This window comes from Wenjunlia tyrosinilytica, assembly GCF_014646055.1.
Lineage (GTDB): Bacteria > Actinomycetota > Actinomycetes > Streptomycetales > Streptomycetaceae > Wenjunlia > Wenjunlia tyrosinilytica.
The window spans coordinates 223,383-249,809 of record NZ_BMMS01000008.1 but is presented as its reverse complement, the minus strand read 5'-3'; the positions used below and the strand labels follow the sequence as shown (position 1 = coordinate 249,809).

The 26,427-nt window shown below is 69.5% G+C and carries 27 protein-coding genes, 1 tRNA gene and 2 pseudogenes; 22 read left to right on the top strand and 8 right to left on the bottom strand.

The genetic code is table 11. From position 1 onward, the window contains the following. Positions 1-62: 62 nt before the first annotated feature. A complete protein-coding gene (locus tag IEY86_RS11700) occupies positions 63-353 on the bottom strand; it encodes a hypothetical protein (RefSeq protein WP_308425131.1) in 291 nt (96 codons plus the stop codon). Between the two features lie 241 nt (positions 354-594). Here IEY86_RS11700 and IEY86_RS11695 point away from each other — a divergent pair, with 241 nt between their 5' ends. The 4 genes and pseudogenes from IEY86_RS11695 to IEY86_RS38035 form a co-directional block, all read left to right on the top strand. After that, positions 595-1,383 carry a GntR family transcriptional regulator gene (locus IEY86_RS11695; protein ID WP_189131505.1) on the top strand — a complete coding sequence of 263 codons (789 nt, stop codon included), beginning with the start codon at positions 595-597 and terminating at the stop codon, positions 1,381-1,383. A gap of 2 nt (positions 1,384-1,385) precedes the next feature. Then, a complete protein-coding gene (locus IEY86_RS11690; protein WP_189131504.1) occupies positions 1,386-2,144 on the top strand; it encodes a glycosyltransferase family 2 protein in 759 nt (252 codons plus the stop codon). 720 nt (positions 2,145-2,864) lie between these two features. After that, positions 2,865-4,340: an AAA family ATPase gene (locus tag IEY86_RS11685; protein ID WP_189131503.1), complete on the top strand. Its 1,476-nt coding sequence runs from the start codon at positions 2,865-2,867 to the stop codon at positions 4,338-4,340. A 60-nt stretch (positions 4,341-4,400) separates the two neighbouring features. Continuing rightward, positions 4,401-4,856, top strand: a pseudogene (locus tag IEY86_RS38035) (N-6 DNA methylase); the annotation flags it as partial. 138 nt (positions 4,857-4,994) lie between these two features. Here IEY86_RS38035 and IEY86_RS11675 read toward each other — a convergent pair. Next, positions 4,995-5,624, bottom strand: coding sequence for an MBL fold metallo-hydrolase (locus IEY86_RS11675; protein ID WP_189131542.1), 630 nt, complete (start codon positions 5,622-5,624; stop codon positions 4,995-4,997). Positions 5,625-6,031: 407 nt separating this feature from the next. On the opposite strand from IEY86_RS11675, the gene IEY86_RS11670 reads away from it, so the two are divergent. Together IEY86_RS11670 and IEY86_RS11665 are read left to right on the top strand one after the other, a co-directional pair. Next, positions 6,032-6,610 (top strand): HhH-GPD-type base excision DNA repair protein, encoded by a 579-nt coding sequence (locus IEY86_RS11670; protein WP_189131502.1) that lies wholly within the window; start codon positions 6,032-6,034, stop codon positions 6,608-6,610. 73 nt (positions 6,611-6,683) lie between these two features. Further along, on the top strand, positions 6,684-7,628 hold the full coding sequence (locus IEY86_RS11665; RefSeq protein WP_189131501.1) for a phosphorothioated DNA-binding restriction endonuclease: 945 nt from the start codon (positions 6,684-6,686) through the stop codon (positions 7,626-7,628). A gap of 51 nt (positions 7,629-7,679) precedes the next feature. On the opposite strand, the gene IEY86_RS11660 is transcribed toward IEY86_RS11665, so the two are convergent. Further along, positions 7,680-9,290, bottom strand: a complete 1,611-nt coding sequence (locus IEY86_RS11660) for a helicase HerA-like domain-containing protein (protein WP_229698349.1) — start codon at positions 9,288-9,290, stop codon at positions 7,680-7,682. A 679-nt stretch (positions 9,291-9,969) separates the two neighbouring features. Between IEY86_RS11660 and IEY86_RS11655 the strand changes: the two genes are divergently transcribed. Both IEY86_RS11655 and IEY86_RS11650 read left to right on the top strand, forming a co-directional pair. Continuing rightward, positions 9,970-10,266 carry a type II toxin-antitoxin system VapB family antitoxin gene (locus IEY86_RS11655; RefSeq protein WP_004943146.1) on the top strand — a complete coding sequence of 99 codons (297 nt, stop codon included), beginning with the start codon at positions 9,970-9,972 and terminating at the stop codon, positions 10,264-10,266. Between the two features lie 169 nt (positions 10,267-10,435). Then, positions 10,436-11,128 carry a LytR C-terminal domain-containing protein gene (locus IEY86_RS11650; RefSeq protein WP_189131500.1) on the top strand — a complete coding sequence of 231 codons (693 nt, stop codon included), beginning with the start codon at positions 10,436-10,438 and terminating at the stop codon, positions 11,126-11,128. Positions 11,129-11,188: 60 nt separating this feature from the next. On the opposite strand, the gene upp is transcribed toward IEY86_RS11650, so the two are convergent. Beyond that, positions 11,189-11,827, bottom strand: coding sequence for a uracil phosphoribosyltransferase (gene upp, locus IEY86_RS11645; protein ID WP_189131499.1), 639 nt, complete (start codon positions 11,825-11,827; stop codon positions 11,189-11,191). Between the two features lie 383 nt (positions 11,828-12,210). Between upp and IEY86_RS36375 the strand changes: the two genes are divergently transcribed. The 8 genes from IEY86_RS36375 to IEY86_RS11610 all read left to right on the top strand — a co-directional run bounded on the left by IEY86_RS36375 (position 12,211) and on the right by IEY86_RS11610 (position 17,522). Next, entirely contained in the window at positions 12,211-12,405 is a 195-nt protein-coding gene (locus IEY86_RS36375) for a hypothetical protein (RefSeq protein ID WP_229698336.1), read from the top strand. A gap of 219 nt (positions 12,406-12,624) precedes the next feature. Beyond that, positions 12,625-13,146 carry a tRNA adenosine deaminase-associated protein gene (locus IEY86_RS11640; protein ID WP_189131498.1) on the top strand — a complete coding sequence of 174 codons (522 nt, stop codon included), beginning with the start codon at positions 12,625-12,627 and terminating at the stop codon, positions 13,144-13,146. Between the two features lie 133 nt (positions 13,147-13,279). Next, positions 13,280-13,804, top strand: a complete 525-nt coding sequence (gene tadA, locus IEY86_RS11635) for a tRNA adenosine(34) deaminase TadA (RefSeq protein WP_189131497.1) — start codon at positions 13,280-13,282, stop codon at positions 13,802-13,804. Positions 13,805-13,835: 31 nt separating this feature from the next. Next, positions 13,836-13,922, top strand: a tRNA-Ser gene (locus tag IEY86_RS11630). A gap of 645 nt (positions 13,923-14,567) precedes the next feature. Next, positions 14,568-14,732 (top strand): hypothetical protein, encoded by a 165-nt coding sequence (locus tag IEY86_RS11625; RefSeq protein WP_189131496.1) that lies wholly within the window; start codon positions 14,568-14,570, stop codon positions 14,730-14,732. A gap of 71 nt (positions 14,733-14,803) precedes the next feature. Continuing rightward, positions 14,804-15,097 (top strand): Dabb family protein, encoded by a 294-nt coding sequence (locus IEY86_RS11620; protein ID WP_189131495.1) that lies wholly within the window; start codon positions 14,804-14,806, stop codon positions 15,095-15,097. Between the two features lie 299 nt (positions 15,098-15,396). Next, positions 15,397-16,494 (top strand): RNA polymerase sigma factor SigF, encoded by a 1,098-nt coding sequence (locus IEY86_RS11615; protein WP_189131494.1) that lies wholly within the window; start codon positions 15,397-15,399, stop codon positions 16,492-16,494. Between the two features lie 173 nt (positions 16,495-16,667). Further along, a complete protein-coding gene (locus tag IEY86_RS11610) occupies positions 16,668-17,522 on the top strand; it encodes an RNA polymerase sigma factor SigF (RefSeq protein WP_189131493.1) in 855 nt (284 codons plus the stop codon). 248 nt (positions 17,523-17,770) lie between these two features. Here the strand turns inward: IEY86_RS11610 and IEY86_RS11605 are convergent, their stop codons facing one another. Next, positions 17,771-17,992, bottom strand: coding sequence for a hypothetical protein (locus tag IEY86_RS11605; protein ID WP_189131492.1), 222 nt, complete (start codon positions 17,990-17,992; stop codon positions 17,771-17,773). A 109-nt stretch (positions 17,993-18,101) separates the two neighbouring features. Beyond that, positions 18,102-18,281 (bottom strand): hypothetical protein, encoded by a 180-nt coding sequence (locus tag IEY86_RS11600; RefSeq protein ID WP_189131491.1) that lies wholly within the window; start codon positions 18,279-18,281, stop codon positions 18,102-18,104. A 69-nt stretch (positions 18,282-18,350) separates the two neighbouring features. Between IEY86_RS11600 and IEY86_RS11595 the strand changes: the two genes are divergently transcribed. From IEY86_RS11595 to IEY86_RS11570, 6 genes and pseudogenes are all read left to right on the top strand, one after another. Further along, positions 18,351-19,286 (top strand): aldo/keto reductase, encoded by a 936-nt coding sequence (locus IEY86_RS11595; RefSeq protein ID WP_189131490.1) that lies wholly within the window; start codon positions 18,351-18,353, stop codon positions 19,284-19,286. A 320-nt stretch (positions 19,287-19,606) separates the two neighbouring features. Beyond that, on the top strand, positions 19,607-20,035 hold the full coding sequence (locus tag IEY86_RS11590; protein WP_189131489.1) for a MarR family winged helix-turn-helix transcriptional regulator: 429 nt from the start codon (positions 19,607-19,609) through the stop codon (positions 20,033-20,035). 76 nt (positions 20,036-20,111) lie between these two features. After that, positions 20,112-21,734, top strand: a pseudogene (locus IEY86_RS11585) (MDR family MFS transporter); the annotation flags it as partial. 242 nt (positions 21,735-21,976) lie between these two features. Continuing rightward, a complete protein-coding gene (locus IEY86_RS11580) occupies positions 21,977-22,447 on the top strand; it encodes a PPOX class F420-dependent oxidoreductase (protein WP_189131488.1) in 471 nt (156 codons plus the stop codon). A 159-nt stretch (positions 22,448-22,606) separates the two neighbouring features. Beyond that, positions 22,607-23,848, top strand: coding sequence for a hypothetical protein (locus IEY86_RS11575; RefSeq protein ID WP_189131487.1), 1,242 nt, complete (start codon positions 22,607-22,609; stop codon positions 23,846-23,848). 129 nt (positions 23,849-23,977) lie between these two features. Further along, on the top strand, positions 23,978-24,748 hold the full coding sequence (locus IEY86_RS11570) for a hypothetical protein (protein ID WP_189131486.1): 771 nt from the start codon (positions 23,978-23,980) through the stop codon (positions 24,746-24,748). A gap of 63 nt (positions 24,749-24,811) precedes the next feature. On the opposite strand, the gene IEY86_RS11565 is transcribed toward IEY86_RS11570, so the two are convergent. Both IEY86_RS11565 and IEY86_RS11560 read right to left on the bottom strand, forming a co-directional pair. Next, positions 24,812-25,564, bottom strand: coding sequence for a TetR/AcrR family transcriptional regulator C-terminal domain-containing protein (locus IEY86_RS11565; protein WP_189131485.1), 753 nt, complete (start codon positions 25,562-25,564; stop codon positions 24,812-24,814). A gap of 247 nt (positions 25,565-25,811) precedes the next feature. After that, positions 25,812-26,423, bottom strand: a complete 612-nt coding sequence (locus IEY86_RS11560; RefSeq protein WP_229698334.1) for an ANTAR domain-containing protein — start codon at positions 26,421-26,423, stop codon at positions 25,812-25,814. Positions 26,424-26,427 lie beyond the last annotated feature (4 nt).

The window sequence follows — 26,427 nt, the reverse complement described above, 5'->3', positions numbered from 1 at the left end:
ACTGTGGATGGACCAGCCAGCAGCCAGCGGCGCAGTAGCCGCCAATGCCGTCAGGGCGCTGCTCACGCTGCCACCCCCGACCGCAGCGAACGCCGCTCGGCAGCCGACGGCCGACGCAGCGGCAGAGGCGCCGACCGCATCAGCGCCTCAGCGAACGCCGCGTCCCGCGGGTGCGACGCCCGCAGCTCCGCCAGCACCTCACGCGCCACGTCCAGCCGAGCGGCGCGCTCCTGCTCGGACTCACCGAGCACCCCGGCGAACAGCTCCCGATCGACGCCCAGCGGCGCCTCATCCAAGCCGAACGCCAGCTCAACGAACTCGGATGCCGTAATGGCTTCCTGTCCTGCAACCATGGACCTCACGGGTCGTGCTCCTCTCAGACGGAACGGCCCCAGCGAGGCCCGGTGGCCCTAATCACCGGGTCTCGCGCCGTTCAGGCACGCATGGCGAGGAAGAGAACACCTCATGAAGAGGTCTTCTCCTCAACTCCTCTTTAGGAGTTGAGGAGAACTATGCACGCTGCCCTGAGAGTCGTCAACACCTCTTAAGGACCTATGCTGGGATGGCCCGACGATCAGAGACGGTGAGCACCAGATGGCCAAGAAGTACGAGCAGATCGCCGACGCGCTACGGAAGGACATCCGTGCAGGTCGCCTCAAGCCAGGTGATCGCCTACCCGCCGAGACGGCACTGGCGGAGCAGTTCAGAACGAGCGTGCCGACCATGAGGCAAGCACTGAGCGTGTTGCAGGCTGAGGGCTTGGTGGAAAAGGTCCACGGTGTTGCCAACTTCGTCCGGAAGCCGCGGCGACTCGTACAGCGAAGCAACGACCGCCACCAGTGGGAGAAGGATCGGGCACGCGGCGACGAAACAGAGCGGCGATCCACGGGCGCCACGGAGCGCGACACCGGCTTGGCCATTGATGATCTGGTGTTCAGCGCGCAGTACAGGCGGACCGAAGCAGATGAGGACCTGGCCGAAGCGTTCGGCGTCCCGCAGGGAACGGCCCTCCTGGAACGGGTCTACCGGACTCGCTACCGCGAGGAGGGTGAACCGTTCAGCCTCGTCCGCTCCTACCTCGTCTATGACGTGGTGGCGGCCAACGCGGACCTTCTGGATGAGACTCAGGAGCCATGGCCGGGCGGAACACAGAACCAGCTCTACACGCTCGGGATTGAGCTTGGGGAGATCACCGAACGCGTCACGGCCCGCCCGCCCACAGTGGAGGAGGCGGAAGAATTGGGCATCACAGCAGGTGTCGCGGTACTCCTTCTCCGGAAGGCCTGCCGAGACATCAACGGAAGCGTGGTCGAGGTCTCAGACGTTACGTCGCCCGGCGACCGCACAGAGATGGTCTTCCGGACCCCCTTGGCCAGGTGGTGACCGTGACCAAGCTGGTCTCCGTGGTCACGGCCGTACATGCCCCGGGCTCACGCTTCCTGCCGGACGCTTACAAGTCGCTGCTCACTCAGGAACTCCCGGACGGCTGGGACTGGCAATGGGTAATTCAGGAAGACGGAGAGACCGACGCGGTTACGCCACACGTGCCGGCCGATCCCCGCGTCACCTTCGGCCAGGGGAGACCGGGCCGGGCCGCAATGGCCCGCACCATGGCCCTGTCCAGGGCCGAGGGCGAGTTCATCAAGGTTCTGGACGCCGACGACATGCTCACCCCGGGCACGCTGGCCCGTGACCTGAGCGCTGTGACCGACAACGCTGGGATCAGTTGGGCCACCTCGCGTGTCCTGGACCTTCTCCCGGACGGCTCAACGGTGGGCTTCGACCAGGACCCACCCGAAGGCCCCATCGAGCGCGGCGCCGTCCTGGACCACTGGAAAGCCCACGACTACCGGGCCCAGGTCCACCCCGCGACGCTGTTCGTCCGGCGAGACCTCCTCTTTGCCCTCGGCGGCTGGATGGCCCTACCGGCGTCCGAGGACACCGGCCTACTCCTGGCCCTGAACGCGGTCGGCCGCGGATGGTTCACCGCCGAGACCGGCCTCCTCTACCGCAAGTGGCCCGGACAGGTGACTAGCCAGACAGCCCACGTCCAGGAAGGCGAGCGGCAAGCCCGTATGGCCGTGGTGGAGGCCCGCGCCCGAGCCCTCGCCGCGCTGGAGACGTGGCGCGTCGATGCATCCTGATACAGCGCTTCTGATCTCGAGCCCTCGTAGGCGTCGGCATGACAGGGCTGGAACACTGGGGTCTTCCCTGTCCTGCTGTCTCGGAGTGAATCTGACCTGCATCAATGGCCGAGACAGCGAGGATTGTACCTGTCCCGGCTGTCCCTCCAGTGTTGCAGCTCCCCCCCCCGGCTGCCGGGGCTTCAATGGGTCGCAGTCGCCGGAGGCGACTTCCTCTCAAGCCTCGCTCCGTCTCAGTTTCCGTCTCATTCACCGCCGTACGTGGGCGTCCACGGCCGTTCGTGAGGTGGGGCCGCCCAATGGGCGGAACGGTCGCGGCAACAGGTGAACGCTGGTGAACGGCCCTACGGAAGCGATCACCAGACTTGGAAAGCGTGTTGGGGGCAACCCCTCACGAGTTCGAATCTCGTATCCTCCGCACCCGCCGAACAGGCACAACGAAGAACCCGGACCGCTGAGCGGTCCGGGTTCTTCGGCATGCCCTGGTTCGGCATGCCCTGGTCTCAGTTTCAATCTCATTTATTTACGACATTCAAGGCAATTCCCATACCCGGAGTGCGTCGCCTCGGCGAACCTCGGGTCAGGCTCCGCTCGAGGCGTACGCCTGCGGGCACGGTGCAGCGATCTGGGGTCGACTCGCGCAGACAGTCCGCCACGCTCGCCGCCCGCAAGATATAGGAGTATGTTTTATGGATCCGTACTTCTACATCTAGGGGATGCATGGACAAGCCTGCCGAGATGTTCGACCGGGAGTACGAGTGGTCAGCGCTGAGCCGGTTCATCACCGATCCACAGCAAGGGGCGACCCTCGGCGTGGTCTCCGGACGTCGCCGCCAGGGCAAGACGTTCTTGTTGGCCGCCGCCTGCCGTGCCGCCGGTGGGTTCTATTTCGGCGCGACTGAAGCCGCAAACGCCGAGTCGCTCCGCCGGATCAGCTCCGCCCTGACCGCCCACGTCCGCCCCGCCAGCCCGTTCCACTTCGCCAACTGGTCGGAGGCCGTCGACGCTCTGCTCGCCCTCGGCGCCGAGCGCCCCGTCCCCGTTGTGCTCGACGAGTTTCCGTACCTCGCCAAGGCCAACCCGGAGCTGCCCTCGATCATCCAGGAGGCCCTGCGCCCTCTGCGTGACCAGCGCACCGGCTCCCGGACCCGGTTGCTGCTGTGCGGGTCAGCGCTGTCCTTCATGGGGCGCCTGCTATCAGGCAACGCGCCGCTGCGTGGCCGCGCGGGACTGGAACTTGTCGTACGCCCCCTCGACCACCGTCTTGCCGCCGAGTTCTGGGACATCACGGACCCCCGTCTTGCGTTGCGGGTCAACTCGATCGTCGGCGGTACTCCCGCCTACCGGCGTGAGTTCGCCCGAGGCGACAGCCCAGCCGGGCCGGAGGACTTCGACGACTGGGTCGTACGTACGATCCTCAACCCCGAGACACCCCTCTTTCGCGAAGCTCGGTACCTCCTGGCCGAGGAACCGGACCTGCGTGACACCGCCCTGTACCTATCCGTCCTGGCGGCTGTGGCCGATGGCAACGCCACGCGTGGAGGCATGGCCGGGTATCTGGAGCGCAAGGCCACCGACATAGCACACCCCATCAACGTCCTCGAGGACGCCGGTTTGCTACACCGGGACGCCGACGTCTTCCGCGACAACCGCCCCACCTACCGCATCGCCGAACCCTTGATCGGCTTCTACCACGCCATCATGCGCCCGGTATGGGACCAGTTGGAGCGCCCCGGCAGCGCTGCCCGGGTCTGGCAGGCCAGCCGCCGCCGGTTCGTCAGCAACGTCCTGGGGCCCCACTTCGAGCAGATCTGCCGCGACTGGGCTCTGCATCACGCCGACGCCGATGCACTCGGTGGCCTGCCCGCCCGCGTCGGACATGGAGTGGTCCACGACCCCAAAGCCCGCACCGGCCACGAGGTCGACGTGGCCATTGTGGGCATCGCCGACGGACACGCCAAGCCCCCGCTTCTGGCCATCGGCGAAGCCAAGTGGAACGACACGATGGGCGTCGCCCACATCGAACGCCTCAAGCACATCCGCGAGCTCATCGCCCAGGCCGGCCGCTACGACACCACCCACACTCGCTTGCTGTGCTTCAGCGGAGCAGGCTTCAACGACAGGGCATACGCCGCCACCGAGACCTCACCGAGCATTCAACTCGTCGACCTGACAAGCCTCTACGGCCAGGCATAAGCAAGCCAAGCATGGCAGTCGGTACCGGAGCGAGCGGTACCAGCAGGCGCCGATTTCGACCGCGTGCTCACGGCGCCACCGTTCTCGATGAAGTACGTCCGGCAGGAGGTCAGTTACCCGGAGCGAATGAGGTATGGCTGGACACCAGGCGCGAATGCCGACCTGATGTTCGTCCAGCACGCACTCGCCGTTCTCCGTCCCGACGGCGTCGGGGCTGTGGTCGTTCCGCACGGAGTACTCTTCCGAAGCGGTGCGGAGGCCTCCATCGGCGATGGCCCGCGCCCTGAAGCCGGCAAGCGGTTCCGCGGGGGCGCAGCGTGCCTCGGGCCGGCTTGGAACCCGGACGACAAACCCGAGATCCCCGTCAGCGCCCGCGAGAGTGGGACCAGGACCAACAGCGCTGGACCATCTTCGTCGGGGGCCGCCTCCGACACAGCGGGAGGTGGAGCGTGTCCGCGCCTCCATCGAATGGCGACAGTTCGAATGAACACGAGAGCCCCGGGCCTCACCCCATGAGCCGGGCCCCAGGAGTCCGACGGATCGTTCACGGCCGTCGAGATCTCCGACCCGGCCGGGGACGGCAGCCCCAAGACCTGGCAGTCAGCAGACCTGGCAGTCAGCGCGGCCAAAATGCCGTGAATCGTGCCCAGCCCCTCAGTAGCCGCGGTCCAGCCACTCGTCCTGGTGCTTGGCTTCCTCACCGACCGTTGTCGTGTCGCCGTGGCCGGGGCACACGGCTGTTTCCGGGGGGAGGGTCAGCAGCCGCTCGCGGATCGAGTCGATGATCGTCCCGAAGTCGGAGAACGGATGTCCCGTCGCTCCCGGTCCGCCGCAGAAGAGGGTGTCGCCCGTGAAGACGGTGCCCAGCGCCGGGTCGTACACGCTGACCGAGCCCGGAGAGTGGCCCGGGGTGTGACGCACGGTCATCCGGCTTCCCGCCACATGGAGTTGACGGCCGTCGTCCGCTTCGTCGTCGGGGACCCGGTCGGGATGCGTGCGGTGCCACAGGTCCAGGTCCTTGCGGTTCAGCAGGATCGGGGCGCCGGTGCGGTCCGACAGGGCGGGGGCCGCGTCGATGTGGTCGTTGTGGGCGTGGGTGCACAGGATCGCCAGGAGACGGCGGCTGCCGACGGCCGCGGCGATGATGTCGGCGTCGTGGGCGGCGTCGATGACCATGGCCTCCTCGGCGTCGCCGATGATCCAGACGTTGTTCTCCACGCCGAAGGTGTCATCTCCCAAGGAGAAGGTCCCGGAAGTGACCAGGCGCTCAATGGTCGCGGCCATCAGGGAATCACCGCCGTCGGCAGATCCTGCGGTCCGTGTGTCCGCCATGCCATGGGAGACCCCTTTCGGCGACGAAGCCGGATACGGCCAGTGGACATCGCGGGGCGCGGCGCGGCAACCCGACCGGCCCGGCAGGGCGGATGGCCCCAGGTCACAGGTGCGCAGCGCCCCATTTCGCATCGAGGCGCGGCCACGCCGTCCCTCCACGCCCGCACGGTCGGGGATGCGAGTCGGGGGGCCCGGCCGCACTGGAACGCCCGACCGCGGCGTCCCGACCGCGGGGCCCGGCCGCCGAGCGTGTTGATCAATACCGGACCGGCCGGATCCGGGAAAATAGGACGTGCGGATGGGAAGAAAGGAGGACGGGGAACGGGCTCCGATCCGCGGACGCCGACTCCCCGCCACCCATGGACAACACACTTCGCCTCGCACAGCAGCCGGAGGCCGACGAACTGCTCGGCCGCAGCCCGCTGGCAGCCCTCGTCGGCATGCTCCTCGACCAGCAGGTCCCCATGGAATGGGCGTTCTCCGGCCCGTACACGATCGCCCAGCGCATGGGCGGCGACGATCTCGACGCGAACGAGATCGCCGCCCACGACCCGGAGGCGTTCGCGGCTCTGCTCTCCACGAAGCCCGCGGTACACCGCTACCCCGGCTCCATGGCCAAGCGGGTACAGCAGCTGTGCCAGTACCTGGTCGACAACTACGACGGTGACGCGTCCGGCGTTTGGCGCGACGCCGCCAACGGCAAGGATCTCCTCGCCAGGCTCAACGCCCTGCCGGGCTTCGGCAAGCAGAAGTCCCAGATCTTCCTGGCACTGCTGGGAAAGCAGCTCGGTGTGACGCCCGAGGGCTGGCGGGAGGCGGCCGGACCCTATGGCGAGGAAGGCTCGCATCGCTCGGTCGCCGACATCACCGGTCCGGAGTCGCTGGCGAAGGTCCGCGCCTACAAACAGGAGACCAAGCGCGCCGCCAAGAAGGCCTGAAGTCCGGGGAATCGAGCGGCGCCGATCCCCCTCCCGCCTGCGCGGGCGATCACACGGTGACAGGGTGTACCCCGTGACCCGCGACGAACTGCTGAGCGCCCTGGCCGGGCTCCGTCGCGCACAGGTGGGCGTCCGCCGCGCCCCGCACAAGCCGCTGCTCCTTCTGTGGCTGCTCGGCCGGTTCGCCGAGTCCGGCACCACCGCGGTGACCTACGAGGCGGCCGAGGATCCCGTCAGCCGGTTGATCAATGACTTCGGCACTCCGCTGAGCGACCCCGCCCGGGCCCGTCAGCGGGCGGCGATGCCGTTCGTCCATCTTGAGCGGACCCTGTGGGATCCACGCGACCGCGACGGCAACGCGATAGCGCGCAACGCCCCCGACCGCGGCTCGTGGTTGCGGGCCAACGGTGCCGTCGGGCGGCTGCGCCCGGAGGTCGAACGGCTCCTCGCCGAGCCCGAGACCCTGGCCTCGGCCGCCCGGCTCCTGCTCGACCAGCACTTCACCCCGGCGCTCGAAGCCCCCATCTGCGACGCCGCGGACCTGGACCTGCCCGCCCTGGAGCTCTCCAGCGTGGAGCTCTCCGCTCAGGAGCTTTCCGCTCTCCCCCGTCAACGGCGCCCGCGCCGGGCGTCGTTCGCGGAAGAGGTGCTGCACGCCTACGCGTTCGCCTGCGCGATGTGCGGCTACGACGGCGCACTCGGCCGCCACCCGGTCGGGCTGGAAGCCGCCCATGTCCAGTGGCACAGCCAGAACGGACCGGACGAGCCGGCCAACGCCCTCGCCCTGTGCTCCCTGCATCACGCGCTCTTCGACTTCGGTGTGCTCGGTCTGACCGAGGATCTGCGCATCAAGGTCTCGGCCGTCTACGTCGCACGCAGCGCCGCGGGCCGAGCCGTTGACGCCCTGGACGGCCAGCCGCTCGCCACCCCCCGGCCCGGCAGGCCGACCACCGCCCGCTCCTTCGTCGCCTGGCACGACCGGCAGGTCTTCAAACGCGCCCGCGCCACCGCTTCCTGACGCCCGCCGTGAACACCCCGACCGCGCCGTGACCACGGCCGCAGCCACGCGTCAGCGCTTGCGGCGGCGTCGGGCGGTGCCGAACAGGCTCCGGTTGATCTCACGCCCCAGCCGACTGCCGACCGAGCGCGCCAGCGAGGTGAAGACGGGGCTGCTGATCACCTGGTCCACGGCTCCGCGCTCCCGCTCGGGTTGGCGCTCCCGCTCGGGTCGGCGCTCCGCCTTCCGCCCCTTCTTCTTCCCGGGCGCGCCCTCGCCGGCTCCCGCCGCCTCCGGCTCCGGCTCGGCGTGCTTCTGCTGCCGAGCGGCGGTCAGCTTCTCGTACGCGGACTCGCGGTCGACCGCTTCGAAGTACTTGCCGACCAGCAGCGACATGCTCACCGCGCCCTGCACGGCCGTGGGTTCGACGGGGCCCATCAGGGACTGCGGAGCCCTGAGCCTCGTCGCCGCCACCGGTGTGGGGGCGCCCTTCTCCGACAGGACCGTGACGACCGCTTCGCCCGTGCCGAGGCCGGTGAGGAGCTCCCCGAGGTCGTAGTCCGACTCGGGGAAGGTCTTCACCGTCGACTTCAGCGCCTTTTGATCCTCGGGAGTGAAGGCCCGCAGGGGGTGCTGGATGCGGTTGCCGAGCTGCCCCAGGACATCGGACGGGACATCCCTCGCGGACTGGGTGACGAAGAAGACGCCCACGCCCTTGGAGCGGATCAGCCGGACCGTCTGGGTGATCGACTCGAGGAACGCCTTCGACGCGTCGTTGAACAGCAGATGCGCCTCGTCGAGGAAGAACACCAGCTTCGGCTTGTCCAGGTCGCCCGCTTCCGGGAGGTTGTGGAACAGGTCGGCGAGCAGCCACATCAGGAACGTGGAGAACAGCCGCGGCCGTTCTCGCACCTCGGCCAGCTCCATCACCGACACGATGCCCCGGCCGTCCACGGCCTTGCGGATCAGATCGGCCGTGTCGAAGTCCGGCTCACCGAAGAAGGCCTCGGCCCCCTCGTTCTCGAAGGTCACCAGTGAACGCAGCAGGACCCCGGCCGTCGCCTTCGACAGGCCGCCGATCCCGTTGAGCTCCTCCTTGCCCTCGTCCGAGGTGAGGAACTGGATCACGGCCCTGAGGTCCTTGATGTCGATCAGCTCCAGGCCCTTGTGGTCCGCGTAGTGGAAGACGAGGCCGAGCGACTGCTCCTGTGTGTCATTGAGGCCGAGGACCTTGGCCAGGAGGGTGGGACCGAAGCTGGTGACGGTGGCCCGCACGGGGATGCCGGTGCCCTTGCCGCCAAGGGTGTAGAACTCCGCCGGGTACGCGGTCGGCGTCCACTCCTGGCCCACCTCCTCCGCCCGTGCCCGCACCCGTTCACTGTCGGCACCGGGCGCCAAGATGCCCGACACATCGCCCTTGATGTCGGAGACGAAGACGGGCACGCCCTGGGCGGAGAGCTGCTCGGCGATGAGCTGGAGGGTCTTGGTCTTGCCCGTGCCGGTGGCTCCGGCGACGAGGCCGTGGCGATTGAGCACGGAGAGGGGGATGCGGATGGGCGCGCTGCGGTGGGCTGTGGCCGCCGAGGGCGGATGGGTGTCGCCGTCCCACAGGAGCGCGCCCAAATCGAGTGCCGGACCTTCGAACGCGTAGGCGTCCGCGATCCTCGCCGCCTCGGGCGGCAGCGGCGGGGCGGCGGCCTCCGCGGTGGGCTCGTCCCCGGGCTCCGTCCCGGACTCGGCCCCCGGCTCGGTCCTGGGCTCATCCCCGGACTCATCCCCGGTCCCGGACCCAGCACCGTGCTCGGTCCCGGGCTCCGTCCCGGACCCCACACCGGCCTCGTCCCCGGTCCCGGACGCGGCACGGGGCTCGTCCCCAGGCTCCGTCCCGGACGCGGCACGGGGCTCATCCCCGGACTCCGTCCCGGACCCGGCACGGGGCTCGGTCCCGGGCTCCGTCCCGGACTCGGACTCGGGCGTCTCCTCGGTTTTCCGCGCGCCCTCCTCCCGGGTCTCGCTCCGGGCCTCCCCCTCGTTCTCCCCTTCGGCCGCCCGCTCGGGGGCGCGCTCGGCCGCACGTTCAGGTGCCGGCTTCGCCGCGGGCTCCGCTGTGGGCTCCGACACGCCCGCGGAAGGAGGCTCCCGCACAGGCTCGAGCCCCTCGCCGGACATGCGCTCAGGCGCGGGTTCACCACCGGACTTACGGGTCTCATCCGTCATATATGACATGAAATACCGCGAATGCCGTGTAGGCGAGGTGAACGTTCCGAACAGCCACGATCCACCTCCCTGTGATCCCATACGCCACTCCCGCGCCACCGCGCCACTGCTGCGCCCACATGCACTCGCCCGGTAGGCTTTCCGTGTGATCTTCAAGCGCATCGGCAACGGGCGGCCGTACCCCGACCACGGCCGGGAAAGCACCCGCCAGTGGGCGGATGTTGCCCCACGCCCGGTACGCCTGGACCAGCTAGTGACAACGAAGCAACAGCTCGACCTCGAGACGTTGCTCGCCGAGGACTCGACGTTCTACGGCGACCTCTTCGCGCATGTCGTGAAGTGGCAGGGCGACCTCTATCTGGAGGACGGGCTCCATCGGGCCGTTCGCGCCGCGCTGCAGCAGCGCCAGGTGCTGCATGCCCGTGTCCTCGAACTGGATTAACCCCTTCGAGTGGCACGACAATCGGCGTTGATCATCCAGTACACCCTTATGGAAGCCCCCACCACGCTTCCGCCTGCGGCCTGCGCGAATCTGTGCGAGAAAGGTCGTACACCGGGCTACCCACCAACCCACGCCGCTGCTTCACTGCAGGGAAGGGGGCGAAACGCCGATGAGCATGCTCACACCCCCCGGCATGGGCGGGAAATACAAGATCACGGGCAACGCCTATCCGCGCATGCGACGACCCCACAGGCGCCGCCGCCGGGTCCTGGCGGGGGTAGCGGCCCTGGTGACGCTGAGTGTGCTGGCCTGGGGAACGTTGGAACTGATCGACGTCTTCAGCGGGCATCGTGAGGCGAACGCGGCACAGCGCGAGTGCAAGTCTTCCTCCGGTACCGCGAAGACCAGCGGCAAGGGCGGGAAGGCCGACAAGAGCGGCAAGGGGTCGGCACAGCCCCGGACGGCGCAGCAGTCCCTGCCCAAACCGGCCGGCATCACCGTCAACGTCTTCAACGCGACCCCGCGCACCGGTCTGGCCAAGAAGGCGGCGGACGAGCTGAAGCGGCGCGGCTTCAAGATCGGCAAGGTGGGCAACGCCCCGGCCGTCTACGACAAGAAGGTCGACGACGCCGCGCTGCTGGTCGGTGGCTCCGACGCCAAGGACGTGCTGTCCGTGCTCGGCGCCCATGTCACCGGCGAGCGCACGCAGGCCGACACCCGCAAGGACGCCTCGGTCGACCTGGTGATCGGGCGCGCCTACAAGGCACTCGACCCCGCCCCGGCGGCGGCGAAGGCGCTCGCCACGATGGCGCAGGCTCCCCCGCCGACGGAGACCAAGCAGGCCAAGCACTGCAAGTCCTGAACCCGTGGAGTCCGCAGGGGCCCGGCCGGAGATCCTGAGGACCGGCCGGGGCCCGAACGGTCAGGCGCCGGCGGTCCCGTACAGGCGGTCGCCCGCGTCGCCGAGGCCGGGGACGATGTACGCGTCGGCGTTCAGCCGCTCGTCCACCGCGGCCGTCACCACGGTGACCGGCAGGCCGGACAACTCGCGCTCCATGACCTCGACGCCCTCGGGCGCCGCCAGCAGGCACAGAGCCGTCACATCGTCGGCGCCGCGCTCGATCAGCAGTCTGATCGCGGCGACGAGGGTGCCGCCCGTGGCCAGCATCGGGTCGACGACGTAGACCTGGCGGCCGGAGAGGTCGTCCGGCATCCGGGTGGCGTAGGTCTCCGCCTTCAGCGTCTCCTCGTTGCGCACCATGCCGAGGAAGCCCACCTCGGCGGTGGGCAGCAGCCGCACCATGCCCTCGAGCATGCCGAGGCCGGCGCGCAGGATCGGCACGACGAGGGGGCGGGGGTGGGAGAGCCGGACCCCGGTGGTGGGGGCGACGGGCGTCTCGATGTCGACGGCCTCGGTGCGCACGTCGCGAGTCGCCTCGTACGCGAGCAGGGTGACAAGTTCGTCGGCCAGTCGCCGGAATGTCGGCGAGTCGGTGCGCCGATCGCGCAGCGTGGTGAGTTTGTGGGCGACCAGCGGGTGGTCGACGACGTGGATCCGCATGACTTAAGACAGTAACCGAGCCCCTCAGCACCTCACCCTCCGGGCGGCTCACCGGTCCCGCATGCTCTCCCCAGCCTCCCTCCCTTTCCCATGTCTCCCTCCGGGTGCCCGCATCCTCGCGCTCAGCAGCACCCTCCGCCTCAGCACCCTCCGCCTCAGCAGCACCCTCCGCCTCCGGCGGGCCTGCCTCCGCCTCCGAAGCCCCTCCGCCTCCGGCGACTCCCATCGCATCCGCAGCCCCTCTCCGTCTCCGGCGCACCTCCCGCCACGCCTCGAACCCGCCTGCCGGACGCCTCAACGCACTGGCATCAACGGCATGCCTCGGGGAAAGTGTGGAGATACGCAGAAAGCGGCCACCCGCCACCGCCACCAGGGGGTGTTGCATGCCCGAGGACGACCAGGAACCGGTGAGCCCGAGGCGCTCCAAGGCCGAGCGCGATGCCGATCGGCGCCGCCGCCGCGCTATATTCCTGCGCGAGCTGAACGAGGCCCGGGAACTCCGGGACCGGGTCCAACCGCGACGCGCCCGGGCCGCAAGGATGAGACAAGCGATGCGGATGCGTTCGTTCCGGTGGTGACGGTTGCCCGGCAAGGCCTTGCCGACGCCTCGTCACCGGCTAGGCTGCGACTCGTAGATGATCATTGGCGGCAACGATCCAAGACACCGCACGCCACGCACGGCCGAAGACCCTTCACAGGGCGCAGGTTTCTGTCACGATGCGGATTGGGCGGGTGCGCAGCCAACCCTGCGGAAGCCGCCAGGACCCGGCACTACCGAGACCAGTGGGAGAGTCACGGTGTACTTCGCCGCACTGCTCGCGCGCACCGAAGACGGGTGGGAAGCGAGCGACACAGAGCTCGATGACGTCGAAACACTCGCGGACCTCGCGGATCTTGCGCGTGAGGCGTCCATGGACGAGGAGACCGTCCTGGTCTTCATCGAGCAAGAGGAATCATGGTTCGCCGTCGTCCGTGTGGACGGCGAGGAGGACCCGCGGATCTACGTCTCGGATGCCGCCGCCGCGGCACGCAGTTCCTATGGCGAGATCCTGCTGACCGACGAGATGCTCGGGCGCGACCCCGACGACCTCGATGAGCTCGTCGACCTCGACGGCACGGAGGACGGCGAGGAGGAAGTGGACGATCCGGACGACGAACCCGTTCCGGCCGGACCGCTCGGCGAGACCGAGCTACTGGCCGACTACGGGATCACCGACAAGGACCTCCTCTCGCTCAGTGGCGACGGGGTGCCGGGCGAGGCGCTTTCCGCCATCGCCGAGGCGCTCGGCTGCGCCGAGGTGCTGGAGGGGGTGCGCTGACGGACGGATCCGGGGCGGTCGCGCCGTAACGGTTCGGCGCCGGGCCGTGGCTACGCGGCCCGTCGGCCAGTGCCGCCCCGGCGCCGGTGCGGCCACCCGCGTGGACGCCCGGCATGTGGCGGACACTGGTGCCATGCGACGGCACCGCCCCGACCCAGTCCGTGACCGCTGGACCACCCCCATGCGGCTGGCCCTGGCCGAAGCCGCCCTGGCCCCGCCCACCGGTGATGTGCCGGTGGGCTGCGTGGTGCTGGGCCCGGACGGTTCGGTCATCGGCCGCGGCCACAACGAGCGCGAGGCCGTGGGCGACCCGACCGCGCACGCCGAGATGGTCGCTATCCGCGAGGCGGCCGAGGCGGTCTGCGAATGGCGGCTGACCGGCTGCACCCTCGTGGTGACCCTCGAGCCCTGCACGATGTGCGCCGGCGCCATCGTGCTCTCCCGGGTGGACCGGGTCGTCTACGGCGCCGTCGACGACAAGGCCGGAGCGGCCGGTTCCTTGTGGGACGTGATCAGGGACCGCCGCCTCAACCACCGCCCGGAGGTCGTCCCCGGCGTACTGGCCGAGGAGTGCGGAGCGGTCCTGACCTCGTTCTTCGACGGCCACCGGGCCGACCCCGCACCGGTGAAGGCACCCGGCGCCGGTAAGGATTTCTGACCACACCTGCACGTCCGCTAAGCTTCCTCTCGGTAGCGTGTCCGAGCGGCCTAAGGAGCACGCCTCGAAAGCGTGTGAGGGGGCAACTCCTCCGTGGGTTCAAATCCCACCGCTACCGCTGCGAAGTGCGAATCGAAGGGCGGCACCCGATCGGGTGCCGCCCTTCGTGGTCCTTGGTCTCAGTTCCGGTCTCAGTTGAGAACCTGTGCTGGGCTCGCCCGACGATCAAAGACGGTGAGCACCAGACGGCCGAGAAATACGAGCAGATCTCCGACGTGCTGCGGAAGGACATCCGCGCAGGGGCCGACTTCGTCCAGAAGCCGCGACGGCTCGTACGGGCGGAGCAACGACAGCCCTCCTCTTGGCGCTCGGCGGTTGGATGGCTCTGCCCGCGTCCGAGGACACCGGACTCCTGCTCGCCAGGCGGCCCACGTCCACGAAGGGGAGCGGCAAGCACGCATGGCAGTGGTGGAGGCCCGTGCTCGCGCGCTCGCCGAGCTACGGAGCCGAGGCTTCGAAGCCTGACAAGACCGTTCAAAGCCGCACAAGTCAGGCGAGCAAACGGACGCCAACCCGCCCCGAACGCCCGTTCGTAGACCTCGAAAGCGGGCCAGGGGCAATCTCCTGCGTCGTTGTGGGGCTTGCGGGGAGCTCCCCTCGGGCTTCGGGAACGGCTCGGGGGCAGCAGCCGTCATCACTATTGGGCCAAGTGGTGGATAGACTCACCCGACCGCGCTGGGGAGCGAGCCTTGGGGAGGCAGGGATGGCACAGGCGAAGAAGATCACCATGTACATCTTGATCGTCTTCGTGCTGTACACGATCATCACCGAGCCTGCCCGGGCCGCCGATCTTGTGCAGGTGGGTTTCGAAGGCATAGCCGAGGCCGCGCGCGGCATAGGCGACTTCATGCACGAAGTCATCAAGTGAGCCGGCACCTGCGTGGCGCCGCCCCGGCGTAACGTTGCCGGGCGCGACGTTACGACTGTGAGGAGCCCCCCGTGATCCGGCATCTGGTCCTGTTCAAGCTCAACGACGGCGTCAGCCGTGACGAGCAGCGCGTGCTCGACGGGGTGAAGGCGTTCCGCGAGCTGGGCGGCCTCATTCCCGAGCTGCGGGAATGGGAGTGCGACTGGAACATCAGCGACCGCCCCAACGCCTACGACTTCGGGATCAACTCGGCCGTCGACGACCTCGACGCCCTCAAGACGTACGCGGTTCACCCCGCCCACCAGGCCGCCGTCGCCGTGTGGCGGGAATTCGCCACCTGGGTGATCGCCGACTTCGAGGTCTGACCCCGCGCCACCCCAGCGCCACTCCGGACAAGACCGTGGCCCCCGTCCCTCGGACGGGGGCCACGGTGCTTTCCGCCGTTTGCCGACCGCTCAGGATCGCCCCCGGATCGCTCGCCGACCACCCGCCGATCACCCGCCGATCACTCCCCGATCGCCACACCTCCCCCGTTCGCCGACGAATCGCCAACAACACGGCGCTATACGGTGCTTGCGCACAGTGCACATGTCTTGTGATGCTATGACCGGTTTTGCCTGTTACGTCTGCATATTCTGGCGTGGTCCGTCCGACGAGGGGTGGCATGTCCGTTTCGGCCAGCACTGCACCAACCGAGCCTTCCGAGGTCGAGGCCGACCCCGAGTCCCCCCAGTCGACCCAGTCCGCCCAGTCGGCCCAGCCCACCCCATCGGCCCAGCCCGCCCAGTCGACCCAGTCCGCCCAGTCGACCCAGTCCGCCCAATCGACCCAGTCCGCCCAATCGACCCGGTCCACCGCGGCGACCAACCCCAGTGACACCGCCGACCCCAGCGACGCCGCCGAGTCCAGCGATCCCTCCGCCCCCTCCGAGCCCACGGAATCGACCGAGCCCGCCGCACCCGCCGGAGCCGGGGAGGGAAGCCGACGCACGCCCAAGGCGAGCACCGTGGACGCGCGCGCCCTCACCCGCGTGCTGTTCGAGCAGTTGGCCGATCTCGAGCCGGGCAGCCCCGAGCACTCACGGGTGCGCGACGCGCTCATCGAGGTCAACCTGCCGCTCGTGCGCTATGCCGCCTCCCGCTTCCGCAGCCGCAACGAGCCGATGGAGGACGTCGTCCAGGTCGGCACGATCGGGCTGATCAACGCCATCGACCGCTTCGACCCGACCCGGGGGGTCCAGTTCCCCACCTTCGCCATGCCGACGGTCGTGGGCGAGATCAAACGTTACTTCAGGGACAACGTGCGCACGGTGCACGTACCGCGCCGCCTCCATGAGCTCTGGGTGCAGGTGAGCGGCGCGATCGAGGATCTGACCGTCGCTCACGGCCGGTCACCCACGACAGCCGAGATCGCCACCCGACTGAAGATCGGGGAGGACGAGGTCCTGTCCTGCCTCGAGGCCGGGAGGGCGTACCACGCGACCTCGCTGGAGGCGGCGCAGGAGGGCGAGGGCTCCCAAGCCCTGCTGGACAGGCTCGGCTATGAGGACCCGGCGCTCACCGGTGTGGAACACCGCGACCTCGTCCGGCACCTGCTCGTACAACTGCCCGAGCGGGAGCGCCGGATCCTGCTGCTGCGCTACTTCGGAAACCTGACGCAGTCACAGATCAGCGCGGAGCTCGGGGTCTCACAGATGCATGTCTCGCGCCTGCTTTCACGCAGCTTTGCGCGTTTGCGCTCCGCAAATCCCATCGAACCGTAGCTGAGCGGAGTGAACCGCACCTCCAGAATTGTCGATATGGCGTTACACAGTGTTGCCGACTTATGACATTCGGCTGGAAGCGCGTTTGACGGGGGTCAGGCTCCGGTATTCAGGTTGAGGCAGCTCGATCGCAACAACCGTGATCGACAAAGCGACCTCACAAAGGGGGTGGCATGTCCGTGAAACTGGGCAGCCCGATGGTTCCCGCCAGCCGGCCCGCGCCGACCGCGCACCCCGCGCAGAGCGCACCGGTGTACGACATCGACGCCATCGACACCCGCACATTGTCCCGCTCCCTCTTCCTGCGGCTCGCCGACCTCACGGAGGACTGCCCAGAGCGCACATACGTACGCGACACGCTCATTGAGCTCAATCTGCCTCTCGTGCGATACGCGGCGGCCCGCTTCCGCAGCCGCAACGAGCCGATGGAGGACATCGTCCAGGTCGGCACGATCGGCTTGATCAAAGCGATCGACCGGTTCGACGCGGGCCGCGGTGTGGAGTTCCCGACGTTCGCGATGCCCACCGTCGTCGGTGAGATCAAGCGCTTCTTCCGGGACACCAGCTGGTCGGTGCGGGTGCCGCGCAGGCTCCAGGAGCTGCGGCTCGCGCTGACCCGGGCCAGTGACGACCTGTCACAGCAGCTGGACCGTTCGCCGACGGTGAGTGAGCTGGCCGCCTGCCTCGGAGTGTCGGAGGAGGACGTGGTCGACGGGCTCGCGGTGGGCAACGCCTACACCGCCAGCTCGCTGGACTCCCCTCCCCCGGAGGAGGACGGAGAGGGCTCGCTGGCGGACCGCCTCGGTTACGAGGACTCGGCGCTGGAGGGCGTGGAGTACCGCGAGTCGCTCAAGCCGCTGCTGGCCCAGCTGCCCGCCCGCGAGCGGCGCATCATCATGCTGCGCTTCTTCAGCAATATGACGCAGTCGCAGATCGGCGAGGAGGTCGGCATCTCGCAGATGCATGTCTCCCGGTTGCTGACGCGGACTCTGGCCCAGCTGCGCGAAGGCCTCATCGCCGAGGCGTAGGACGTTGGAACGTCGTCGGACGCCACCTTCCCAACTGACGGTTCGTCAGTAAACTGACGTGTTCCGCCGTCTCCTCGGGAAGGTGGCGTTCGCCGTGCCACGTCCTGCACATGGTCCCCTGCTCGCGATGACGGCGACCGCCGCCGCGGTGGCTCTGCTGGCCGGGTGCGGCGGCGGAACGGGCCATGACCATGTGGCGGTCGGCGCCGGCCCGCCACGTGCGGGAGGGCCGACGGGGCCCGTACCTCTCAGCGCTGGTGCCAGAACGTCACCGTCACCTTCACCAAAACCGGAGGCAGGCCGGCGTGCTCGGGCACGGTCACCTTCGGCACGCACATCATCGGCCCGCTCGGGATCGACTGGGCCACGATCGAGAGCAGCGAGGACCTCCCCGTGCCGATGCGTCCCGGCGCGGAGAAGGAGGAGACATGGAAGGTCTGCGTCGACGCCTGGCGCGTGCCGCTGGGCATGCGCATAGAGACCCAGGACGTCTCCGTGGCCTGGAAGTAGGCCGACTGGACGCGAGTCGGCCGAAGGCGAGTCGCCTGGGGGCGATCCGGGCGGGGAAGCCCGGAGGGATTACTTGAGCGCCAGCCAGACCACGGCCGCGAGCACCACGACGACAGCGATCGCCACACCGACGATCACGCCGGTACGGCCGCCGGACGCGGTGCTGGGCTCCGGGCTCGTGGCCCCTTCATCGACGAACGCCCGGAACATCTGAGTGCTGCCGGCGGGGTCGTAGTCGTTGTCAGCCATGGGATGGGACTCTAACGAACCAGCGCGGTCAGTGGAACATCGAGTTCCTCAGAGGTGTTGGAAGGCTTCATGAACCGTATCGGCACATCGGATCTCGAAGTCTTCCCTCTCTCCCTCGGCGGCAATGTCTTCGGGTGGACCGCCGACGAGGCGCAGTCGTTCGCCATCCTCGACGCGTACGCGGCCGCGGGCGGCAATTTCGTCGACACGGCCGACGCCTACTCGGCCTGGGCTCCGGGCAACTCCGGCGGCGAGTCCGAGGAGATCATCGGCCGGTGGCTGGCCGCCCGGGGCAACCGGGACGACATCGTGGTGGCGACGAAGGTCGGGGGGCATCCGAAGCTGAGGGGCCTGGCTCCGGCGACGATCAAGAAGGGCGTGGAGGGCTCGCTCAGGCGGCTCGGGGTCGACCACATCGACCTTTACTACGCGCACTACGACGACCCGGGCACACCCGTCGAGGAGACCCTTCGGGCGTTCAACGACCTCGTGACCGAGGGCAAGGTCCGCTGCATCGGCGCCTCGAACTTCACCGGCGCCCGGTTGTCCGAGTCGCTGGCCGTGTCCGAGCGCGAGGGCCTGGCCAGGTACGTCGCCGTCCAGCCGCACTACAACCTGGTGTTCCGCGAGGAGTACGAGCGCGGTCTGCGGGACGTGGCGGCGGCCAACGGTCTGTCGGCGGCCCCCTACTACGGCCTGGCGTCGGGCTTCCTGACCGGCAAGTACCGCACGGACACCGACGTGGACAGCGCGCGGGCGGGCGGAGCGGCCAAGTACCTGGACTCCGATCGCGGCCGACGGGTCCTGGCCGCCCTTGACGAGGTCGCCGCCGAACACGGCGTCGCGGTCGGGACGGTGGCACTGGCATGGCTCAGGTCGCAGCCAACCGTTGCCGCCCCCATCGCCAGCGCGAGGACCGCGGACCAGCTCCCGCCCCTGCTGGCATCGGTGGATCTGGAGCTGGCCAAGGAAGACCTGCGCCGTTTGGAGGCGGCCTCGCAGTAAGCCGTCCGTGGGCTCCGAAGCCGCCGGACACCCGCGCCCCTCCACCGGGCTCCACTGCCCGGGCTCCACTGCCCGAGCTCCACTGCCCGGGCCGCCCCACGCCCCCGCGGGCCCCCGTCCCCCGCCCCGCATGCCGCGTCCCAGCGCCTCCAGCGCCTCCAGCGCCTCCAGCGCCTCCAGCGCCCAGCCTCCGCCAGTCCCCCTCCATGGGACCAGCGGAGGCTTTTGGCTTTCTTTACCCTTCCCACCCTCCAATTAATTTGCCTGCGGCAACCAACTATGCCATGGTTGCTTCAGGCAATCAATGGAAGGAGGCAGGCATGGCCACCCAGCAGCACTGCGCAGATCTGGTCATGCAGCTGAGCGCCTTCAGCGTCGTCAGGCGTGGGATCACCCGCGTCCTGCCGCCCGACTGCCCGCCCGCCGCCATCGGCGTCCTGGCGTTGCTGCACCACACGGGCGACATGCGCATGAGCCACCTGGCCGAGCGGCTCGGGATCGACATCTCGGTCACCAGCCGCCATGTGGCCCACCTCTGCGTCCGCGGCTGGATCGACCGGCTCCCCGACCCCGGGGACGGCCGCTCGCGCATCCTGCGCATCACCCCCGAGGGCAAGCAGGCCCTCGAAGGGGCGCAGGACATGTGCGCCGCGGCACTGGCCGCCCACCTGAAGGACTGGAGCGACGACGACGTCGCCGCGCTGACCACCCTGCTCGGGCGGCTGCGCAAAAGCTTCGAACGTTCCTGACCGAGGACACCGACCGAGGACTGTGAAAGACGAGATGGCTTCAACGACAACCGCCGGCACCGGCGCCTCGGCGCCCATGTCGCACCGGCAGATCATGGAGGCGCTGTCCGGGCTCCTGCTCGGCATGTTCGTGGCGATCCTGTCGTCCACGGTCGTCTCCAACGCGCTGCCCACGATCATCCACGACCTCGACGGAGACCAGACCGCCTACACCTGGGTGGTCACGGCGACGCTGCTGTCGATGACGGCCTCCACCCCGCTGTGGGGCAAGCTCGCCGACCTGACCAGCAAGAAGATGCTGGTTCAAATAGCGCTGATCGTCTATGTGCTGGGCTCGGCGGTCGCCGGGCTGTCCGACAACACCTCGATGCTGATCGGCGCCCGTGTCGTCCAGGGTGTCGGCGTCGGCGGTCTCACCGCCCTCGCACAGGTGATCATGGCGGCGATGATCTCGCCGCGGGAGCGGGGACGCTACAGCGGCTACCTCGGCGCGGTCTTCGCCCTGGGCACCATCGGCGGCCCGCTCGTCGGAGGCGTCATCGTGGACACCTCCTGGCTCGGCTGGCGCTGGTGCTTCTACGTCGGTGTGCCGTTCGCGGTCATCGCGCTGATCGTGCTGCAGAAGACCCTCAAGCTCCCCGTGGTCAAGCGCAAGGTCAAGGTCGACTGGGCCGGTGCCACGCTGATCACCGCCGCTGTCTCCCTGCTCCTGCTCTGGGTGTCGTTCGCCGGTGACCGGTACGACTGGATCTCCTGGCAGACCTGGACCATGACCGGTGGCGCCGTCGCCCTCGGCCTGCTCTTCGTCCTGGTGGAGTCCATGGCGAGCGAGCCGATCGTTCCGCTGCACCTGTTCCGCAACCGGACCGTCTCCCTGGCGACCTTCGCCAGCCTCATGGTCGGCGTGGCGATGTTCGGCTCCACCATCTTCCTCAGCCAGTACTTCCAGCTGTCCCGGGGCGAGTCCCCGACGATGGCCGGTGTCATGACGATGCCGATGATCCTCGGCCTCTTCCTCGCCTCCACCGTCTCGGGGCAGATCATCACCCGCACCGGCCGCTGGAAGGTCTTCCTGGTCACCGGCGGAGTGCTCCTGACCGCGGGCTTCGGGATGATGGGCACCCTGCGCCACGACACCGGCTACTGGGTGCTGGCGGCCTACATGTTCACCGCGGGCCTCGGCCTCGGCCTGACGATGCAGAACCTGGTGCTGTCCGTGCAGAACCAGGTGGCCCCCCACGAGCTCGGCGCGGCCAGCTCCGTCGTGGCGTTCTTCCGCTCCCTGGGCGGCGCGGTCGGAGTCTCGGCGCTGGGCGCGGTGCTGGCCAACAAGGTCACCGACTACACCGAGGACGGCTTCGCCGCCAAGCACATCGAGCTGCCCTCGGGCGGCTCGGGTGACGGCATCCCCGACCTGAACAAGCTGCCCGCCCCGATCCGCGGTGTGATCGAGGACGCCTACGGGCACGGCATCGGCGACGTGTTCCTCTACGCCGCGCCGTTCGCCCTGCTGGCGCTGCTCGGAATGCTGTTCATCAAGGAGGTGCCGCTGCGCACCCACCACGGACACCACCGGGCCGGCGGAACCGGGGAACCCGACTGGAGTGGGGAGAAGGCCGCACCCGCACCCGCACCCGCACCCGAGGCCGCACCCGAGGCCGCCGCCACCCGCGGAGGCAAGCGTGCCGCCGAGGCCGGTCTGCCCGCCGGCCACCCGGACGCCTGAGTCCGGGACGGCGAGTCTGCCGGACGGGCGACCAGCGGAGGCGCCCGTCCGGTGGGAGGAAACGATGCCCGGCCGCCTTGCTGGGGACAAGGGACACTCCCCGGGGCGGCCGGGCATCGGCCGGCAACGGCCGCGCTCCGCGTGGCGTTGCGCGTCCCAGCGGTCCAGGCAGAACCGCCTGTCGCACGAGCGCGGGACAGACGTAGGCTCGCCGCATGGCACCGAACATCGCGACGTCCCGGACCGTTTCCCTCACCGAACTGCTCGAGTTCGTCCGCCCCCGCCACCGCGCGATCCTGCTGACCACCCGCTCCGACGGCAGCCCTCAGGGCTCCCCGGTTGCCTGCGGGGTAGACGATTCCGGCCGGATCGTGGTCTCCACCTACCCCGACCGCGCCAAGGCCCGCAACGCGCGCCGTGACCCGTCCGCCTCCGTGATCGTCCTGTCCGACGACTGGAACGGGCCCTGGGTGCAGATCGACGGCATCGCCGAGGTCGTCGACCCACCGGAGTCGGTCGAGCCGCTGGTCGAGTACTACCGCAACATCGCGGGCGAGCACCCGGACTGGGACGAGTACCGGGCCGCGATGCTCAAGCAGGGCAAGTCCCTGGTCCGCGTCACCCCCCAGCGGTGGGGCCCGGTGGCCACGGGCGGCTTCCCGGCCCGCGTTCTCAACGAGGGATAGACCGCCGGCTCGGGACGCCTCTCGGCGGGACACCGCAGGTCAGGGCTTGGGGTTGTCCCGGGACGGGCGGAAGTGATTGCGGGACGCTCCCGTGTGCCGCCAGTCTCGCTCCCGGTGCGGGTGACCGCTCGCACGGGACCGAGACAGGAAGAACTCCGGATGCTGGGGATACACAGCAAGGTCAACAAGGGTGACGCGCAGGACCGGGCACTCGACGGTGGGACGGGGTCGGGGACGAAGGCCGGGCCGCGTCGGCTCCGGTCGGCAACGCCCATGGTCCTCGCCGCGGCGCTCGTCGCGGGAATGGCGCTCGGAGCGGTGGCCGTGACCCACCGAGGCGACGCCCCGCGTTCCCGGGGCACTGCGGACACCTCGGCCCGTGCGGCCGCCGACCGCTCGTCCGGCCACGCTCCCGCGACGCGGCAACTGGCCGCCGCCTCCGCCGCATCGGCCGCCAAGGGCAGGCTGGTGCGCAATCTCTTCCTCCGGTACCGCACCAAGGCCCAGTGCGACGTGTACCTCAACTTCCCCAAGAGCGGGGTGCTCGGGAATGCCCAGCCGGGATTCTCCGTGCCGTCCGGGGAGTTGCTGGTGTGGCGCTACAACGCGGACGGGGAATGGGCGGTGGTCACCCTGCCGGCCAGGAAGCGGGCGGGCACCTATCCGTGGTGGGGTTTCACCCGGCGCGGCTGCATCGGCACATCCGTCCGGCAGACCGATGTGTGGCGGGTGACGGGCAAGAAGCCGAACGAGAAGCGCACCACCGTGAAGTGGTACCCGGCGGGCCGACCGGTTTCGGACCGGATCAAGCAGGGGCGCAGCAACCAGACGCAGTCGCACTGGCGGGGCGTCGTCTTCAATGAGACCACCGCACCGATCGTGCGGCACCGGGTGCGCACCTGCGCGAACGCCACCCTGCGGGACCGGGCGAACTTCGTCATCGGCAATGTCCCTTCCGGGTGGCGGATCCATGTGACCGGCGAGCACCGCTCCAACGGGCACTGGGTGAAGGTGAACGTGCCCAACGCCAAGCGGTGGGGCTGGGTCGAGAAGCGGGTCATCACCTGCCGCCCGGCGGCCGACGCGGCGCAGGCCCCCCGCACGGCGCCCCCCGCCGCCACGCCGACGCCCACGCCGCCCGCGGCTCCGGCTCCGGCTCCGACTCCCGAGAACGGCGGGACGATGTGCCACTGGAAGGTGGTGTGGCCGGCGGCCGGTGTCTACGACGACCCCTCGCGCAGTGCGCCGTTGCTCAAGACCAAGCACAGCGGTGACGTGGTCGGGCCGTTCTGCGTCACGCAGGTCAACGCGTCCGAGAACGAGACCTTTGTGCAGGTGCAGACGGAGGCCGCGCCCGATGGGATCGGCTGGATGAGGATGCCTGCCCTGCGCCAGGTCTGACGACCGACTCCTGACAGCGGCTCCCGGGTCTGCCGACCCGGGAGCCGCTCTTGTGCTTCGGCACACGGGGCAGCCTTGTTGTCGTTAATCTGCCGGGGCGAACAGCTACTCGCTACCGGGAGGGCTCGGATGGCACAGGGCGACGCCCTGTCTCGGGAGGAGACCGCCGCGCTCGTGCGGCAGTTGATCAAGGCGACCGGCCTGCCCCTCAGGCAGCTGGCCAAGTCGACGGCCTACTCCGCCCAGTCGTGGTCGGCGTTCCAGCGCGATGAACGGCCTGTACCGGCCGAGGCGCTGGAGGCACTGGTGACGGTGCCGAGCACCTCGCCGGCGCTCCTCGAAGAGGCCGAACGGGTTCTGGAGCGGATGCGCGCCAAGCCCACTGCCGAGTCCGCGCCTGCGCCCCCGGCGACCGAACCGTTGTCCCCGCCGACCGATCCGGTCCCGCGGGCCGCACCGGCCGATCCGGTCCCGCAGGCCGCACCGGCCGATCCGGTCCCGCGGGCCGCACGGGCCGCCCGGTCCGTTGCTCGCCCCCCGCGCCGTGGCGTTCGGCCCCGCACCGCCGGTGTCGCCGTCGCCGTCGCCGTCGTGGCAGCGTGCGCTGCCGGGGTGTTCGCTCTCACGCAGATGCGGGAGGACAAGGCCGACGACCGCCGGACGCCGTCCCCTGCCGCGGGCCACCCCACATGCCAGGGCGTCCACTACACCGTTGACAGGCCGGGCAATGTGCTCGACGCGAACGGGCGCACCATTGGGCGGGTGGTACCGGGCGACCGGTTCACCCGGGACGACTCCCCGGCCCATCCCTTCCGGCAGTACCGCTACTACGGCACGGTCCCGGACCGCCACGTCGCCGGTTACGTCATGCAGGAAAAGCTCACGCTGACGTGCACATGAACGCCTTCGTGCTCGCGGGTCGAGCGTCGTGATCGCGGTCCTCGGCCGCACTTCGGCGAAGGACTAGCGGTGGCCTCCGTACCGTTCGGCCATGACCTCGATGCCGGCGATGACGCAGTCGAGGCCGAAGAGGAAGTCGCGTTCGCGGCCTTCCTCGAAGCCGACCGAGGCGCGTTCGCGCATGATGGCTTCTCGCTCCTCGAAGCCGGGGCGGCCGACGAGGCAGTCGGTGATCCTGCGGAAGAACTCGTCCTCGGTCAGGCCCGCGTCGCGGCAGCGTTCCACGTAGCGGCCTTCCATGGTGGCGTAGCCGTAGGCGAACTGGTAGACGGCGGACAGCGCGCCCGGGGCCTTCGGGCGGGGCAGACCGGAGTTGTCCATCACCCGTAGCGCCGTGGTGGACAACTCCATCGAGTTGGGGCCCACGTTGAGGTATTCACCGATCAGGCGCGAGGCCCAGGGGTGGGCGACCAGCACCCGGCGGAACTCGACGGCGAGCTGCCGCACGTCGTCCTGCCAGGGCGTGCCGGAGCCGGGGTCGGGCAGCCGCACCTCGCCGCTGACCGCGTCGAGGGCCATCTCCAGCAGGTCGTCCTTGTTGTCCACGTACCAGTACACGGACATCGCGCTCACGCCCAGCTCGGCGGCGAGGCGGCGCATGGAGAACTTGGCCAGGCCGTCCGCGTCCAGCAACCGTATGGCCGCGGCCACGATCCGGTCCCGGTCCCGTCCCGCCGGAGCCGCCTTGCGCGCCGGTTGGGCGCGTTCGTGAAGCCAGACGCTGGTCTGCGGCTCGTTGCTTCGGCTGCTAGCCACGCCCCACTCCTTCGTCGGCGGTGGGGCACCCGTCCCCAGGGTGCCCCACCGCCCATTGTCTTCCGCTCAATGTACGCAGGCCATGGATCAGGACTTCGCGGGGACGCCTTCGTGGCCAGGGGCGGGGCAGCGGCCCGGTCGGCGCGGTGGAGCGGGCCGGCGGCGACCATGCCGACGACGAGGACCGCCGCCGTGCCTCTGAAGGCGTGCCGTGAAGGAGGGGGTCCGGCACCGTCCGGGTGACGGGTCAGTTCGGGGAGCTGTTCGGGCTCCAGCCGTCCAGCCCGGTCAGCCGCCGGGCGATGTCCCGCAGCTTCACATTCTCCTGCTGCGAGGTGCGCACGAGTGTGGCGAACGCCTCCCGGGCGTCGAGCCGGAGCCGTTCCATCAGCACACCCGTGGCCTGCCCGATCACATCGCGGGTGCGCATCGCCTCGGTGAGCTGTTCTATCGTTCGGGCCACTTCCAGAGCCATCCGGACATGTGCCGCCACCAGCCGCCCCACCTCGAGGGCGGTGGCGTCGAACTCACCGCCGGCCTCGGAGTAGACCGTCAGGGTGCACTGCACCCGGGCGGCGGTCGGGAAGACGTAGGCCAGCGAGGACCGCTCGTCCTTGCGGGCCTGGCACTGGTAGTCGTCGGCCTCGGCCTCGCCGCCGCCGGTCCACGCGATGTCGGCGGTCTGCCCCTTGCGGTCCACGACGCGGATCTCCGCCTGCTCGGCGCCGGGGACAAGGTCGCGGGCCAGCCGCGCCCCGGTGTGCATCGTCGCGTTGAGCCCATTGGCCCTGTGCAGGACATCGGCCGCATCGGCCAGGTCTGCGGCCAGCTCGAGCTGGCCCGACTCAACGGTCGACATTTCG

Bases quoted from the DNA above. Each gene is read 5' to 3' on its own strand.
- IEY86_RS11700 (WP_308425131.1), bottom strand. From the start codon at position 353: ATGGTTGCAGGACAGGAAGCCATTACGGCATCCGAGTTCGTTGAGCTG.
- IEY86_RS11695 (WP_189131505.1), top strand. From the start codon at position 595: ATGGCCAAGAAGTACGAGCAGATCGCCGACGCGCTACGGAAGGACATC.
- IEY86_RS11685 (WP_189131503.1), top strand. From the start codon at position 2,865: ATGGACAAGCCTGCCGAGATGTTCGACCGGGAGTACGAGTGGTCAGCG.
- IEY86_RS11675 (WP_189131542.1), bottom strand. From the start codon at position 5,624: ATGGCCGCGACCATTGAGCGCCTGGTCACTTCCGGGACCTTCTCCTTG.
- IEY86_RS11670 (WP_189131502.1), top strand. From the start codon at position 6,032: ATGGACAACACACTTCGCCTCGCACAGCAGCCGGAGGCCGACGAACTG.
- IEY86_RS11650 (WP_189131500.1), top strand. From the start codon at position 10,436: ATGAGCATGCTCACACCCCCCGGCATGGGCGGGAAATACAAGATCACG.
- upp (WP_189131499.1), bottom strand. From the start codon at position 11,827: ATGCGGATCCACGTCGTCGACCACCCGCTGGTCGCCCACAAACTCACC.
- IEY86_RS36375 (WP_229698336.1), top strand. From the start codon at position 12,211: ATGCCCGAGGACGACCAGGAACCGGTGAGCCCGAGGCGCTCCAAGGCC.
- tadA (WP_189131497.1), top strand. From the start codon at position 13,280: ATGCGACGGCACCGCCCCGACCCAGTCCGTGACCGCTGGACCACCCCC.
- IEY86_RS11625 (WP_189131496.1), top strand. From the start codon at position 14,568: ATGGCACAGGCGAAGAAGATCACCATGTACATCTTGATCGTCTTCGTG.
- IEY86_RS11615 (WP_189131494.1), top strand. From the start codon at position 15,397: ATGTCCGTTTCGGCCAGCACTGCACCAACCGAGCCTTCCGAGGTCGAG.
- IEY86_RS11610 (WP_189131493.1), top strand. From the start codon at position 16,668: ATGTCCGTGAAACTGGGCAGCCCGATGGTTCCCGCCAGCCGGCCCGCG.
- IEY86_RS11605 (WP_189131492.1), bottom strand. From the start codon at position 17,992: ATGCCCAGCGGCACGCGCCAGGCGTCGACGCAGACCTTCCATGTCTCC.
- IEY86_RS11600 (WP_189131491.1), bottom strand. From the start codon at position 18,281: ATGGCTGACAACGACTACGACCCCGCCGGCAGCACTCAGATGTTCCGG.
- IEY86_RS11595 (WP_189131490.1), top strand. From the start codon at position 18,351: ATGAACCGTATCGGCACATCGGATCTCGAAGTCTTCCCTCTCTCCCTC.
- IEY86_RS11590 (WP_189131489.1), top strand. From the start codon at position 19,607: ATGGCCACCCAGCAGCACTGCGCAGATCTGGTCATGCAGCTGAGCGCC.
- IEY86_RS11580 (WP_189131488.1), top strand. From the start codon at position 21,977: ATGGCACCGAACATCGCGACGTCCCGGACCGTTTCCCTCACCGAACTG.
- IEY86_RS11575 (WP_189131487.1), top strand. From the start codon at position 22,607: ATGCTGGGGATACACAGCAAGGTCAACAAGGGTGACGCGCAGGACCGG.
- IEY86_RS11570 (WP_189131486.1), top strand. From the start codon at position 23,978: ATGGCACAGGGCGACGCCCTGTCTCGGGAGGAGACCGCCGCGCTCGTG.
- IEY86_RS11560 (WP_229698334.1), bottom strand. From the start codon at position 26,423: ATGTCGACCGTTGAGTCGGGCCAGCTCGAGCTGGCCGCAGACCTGGCC.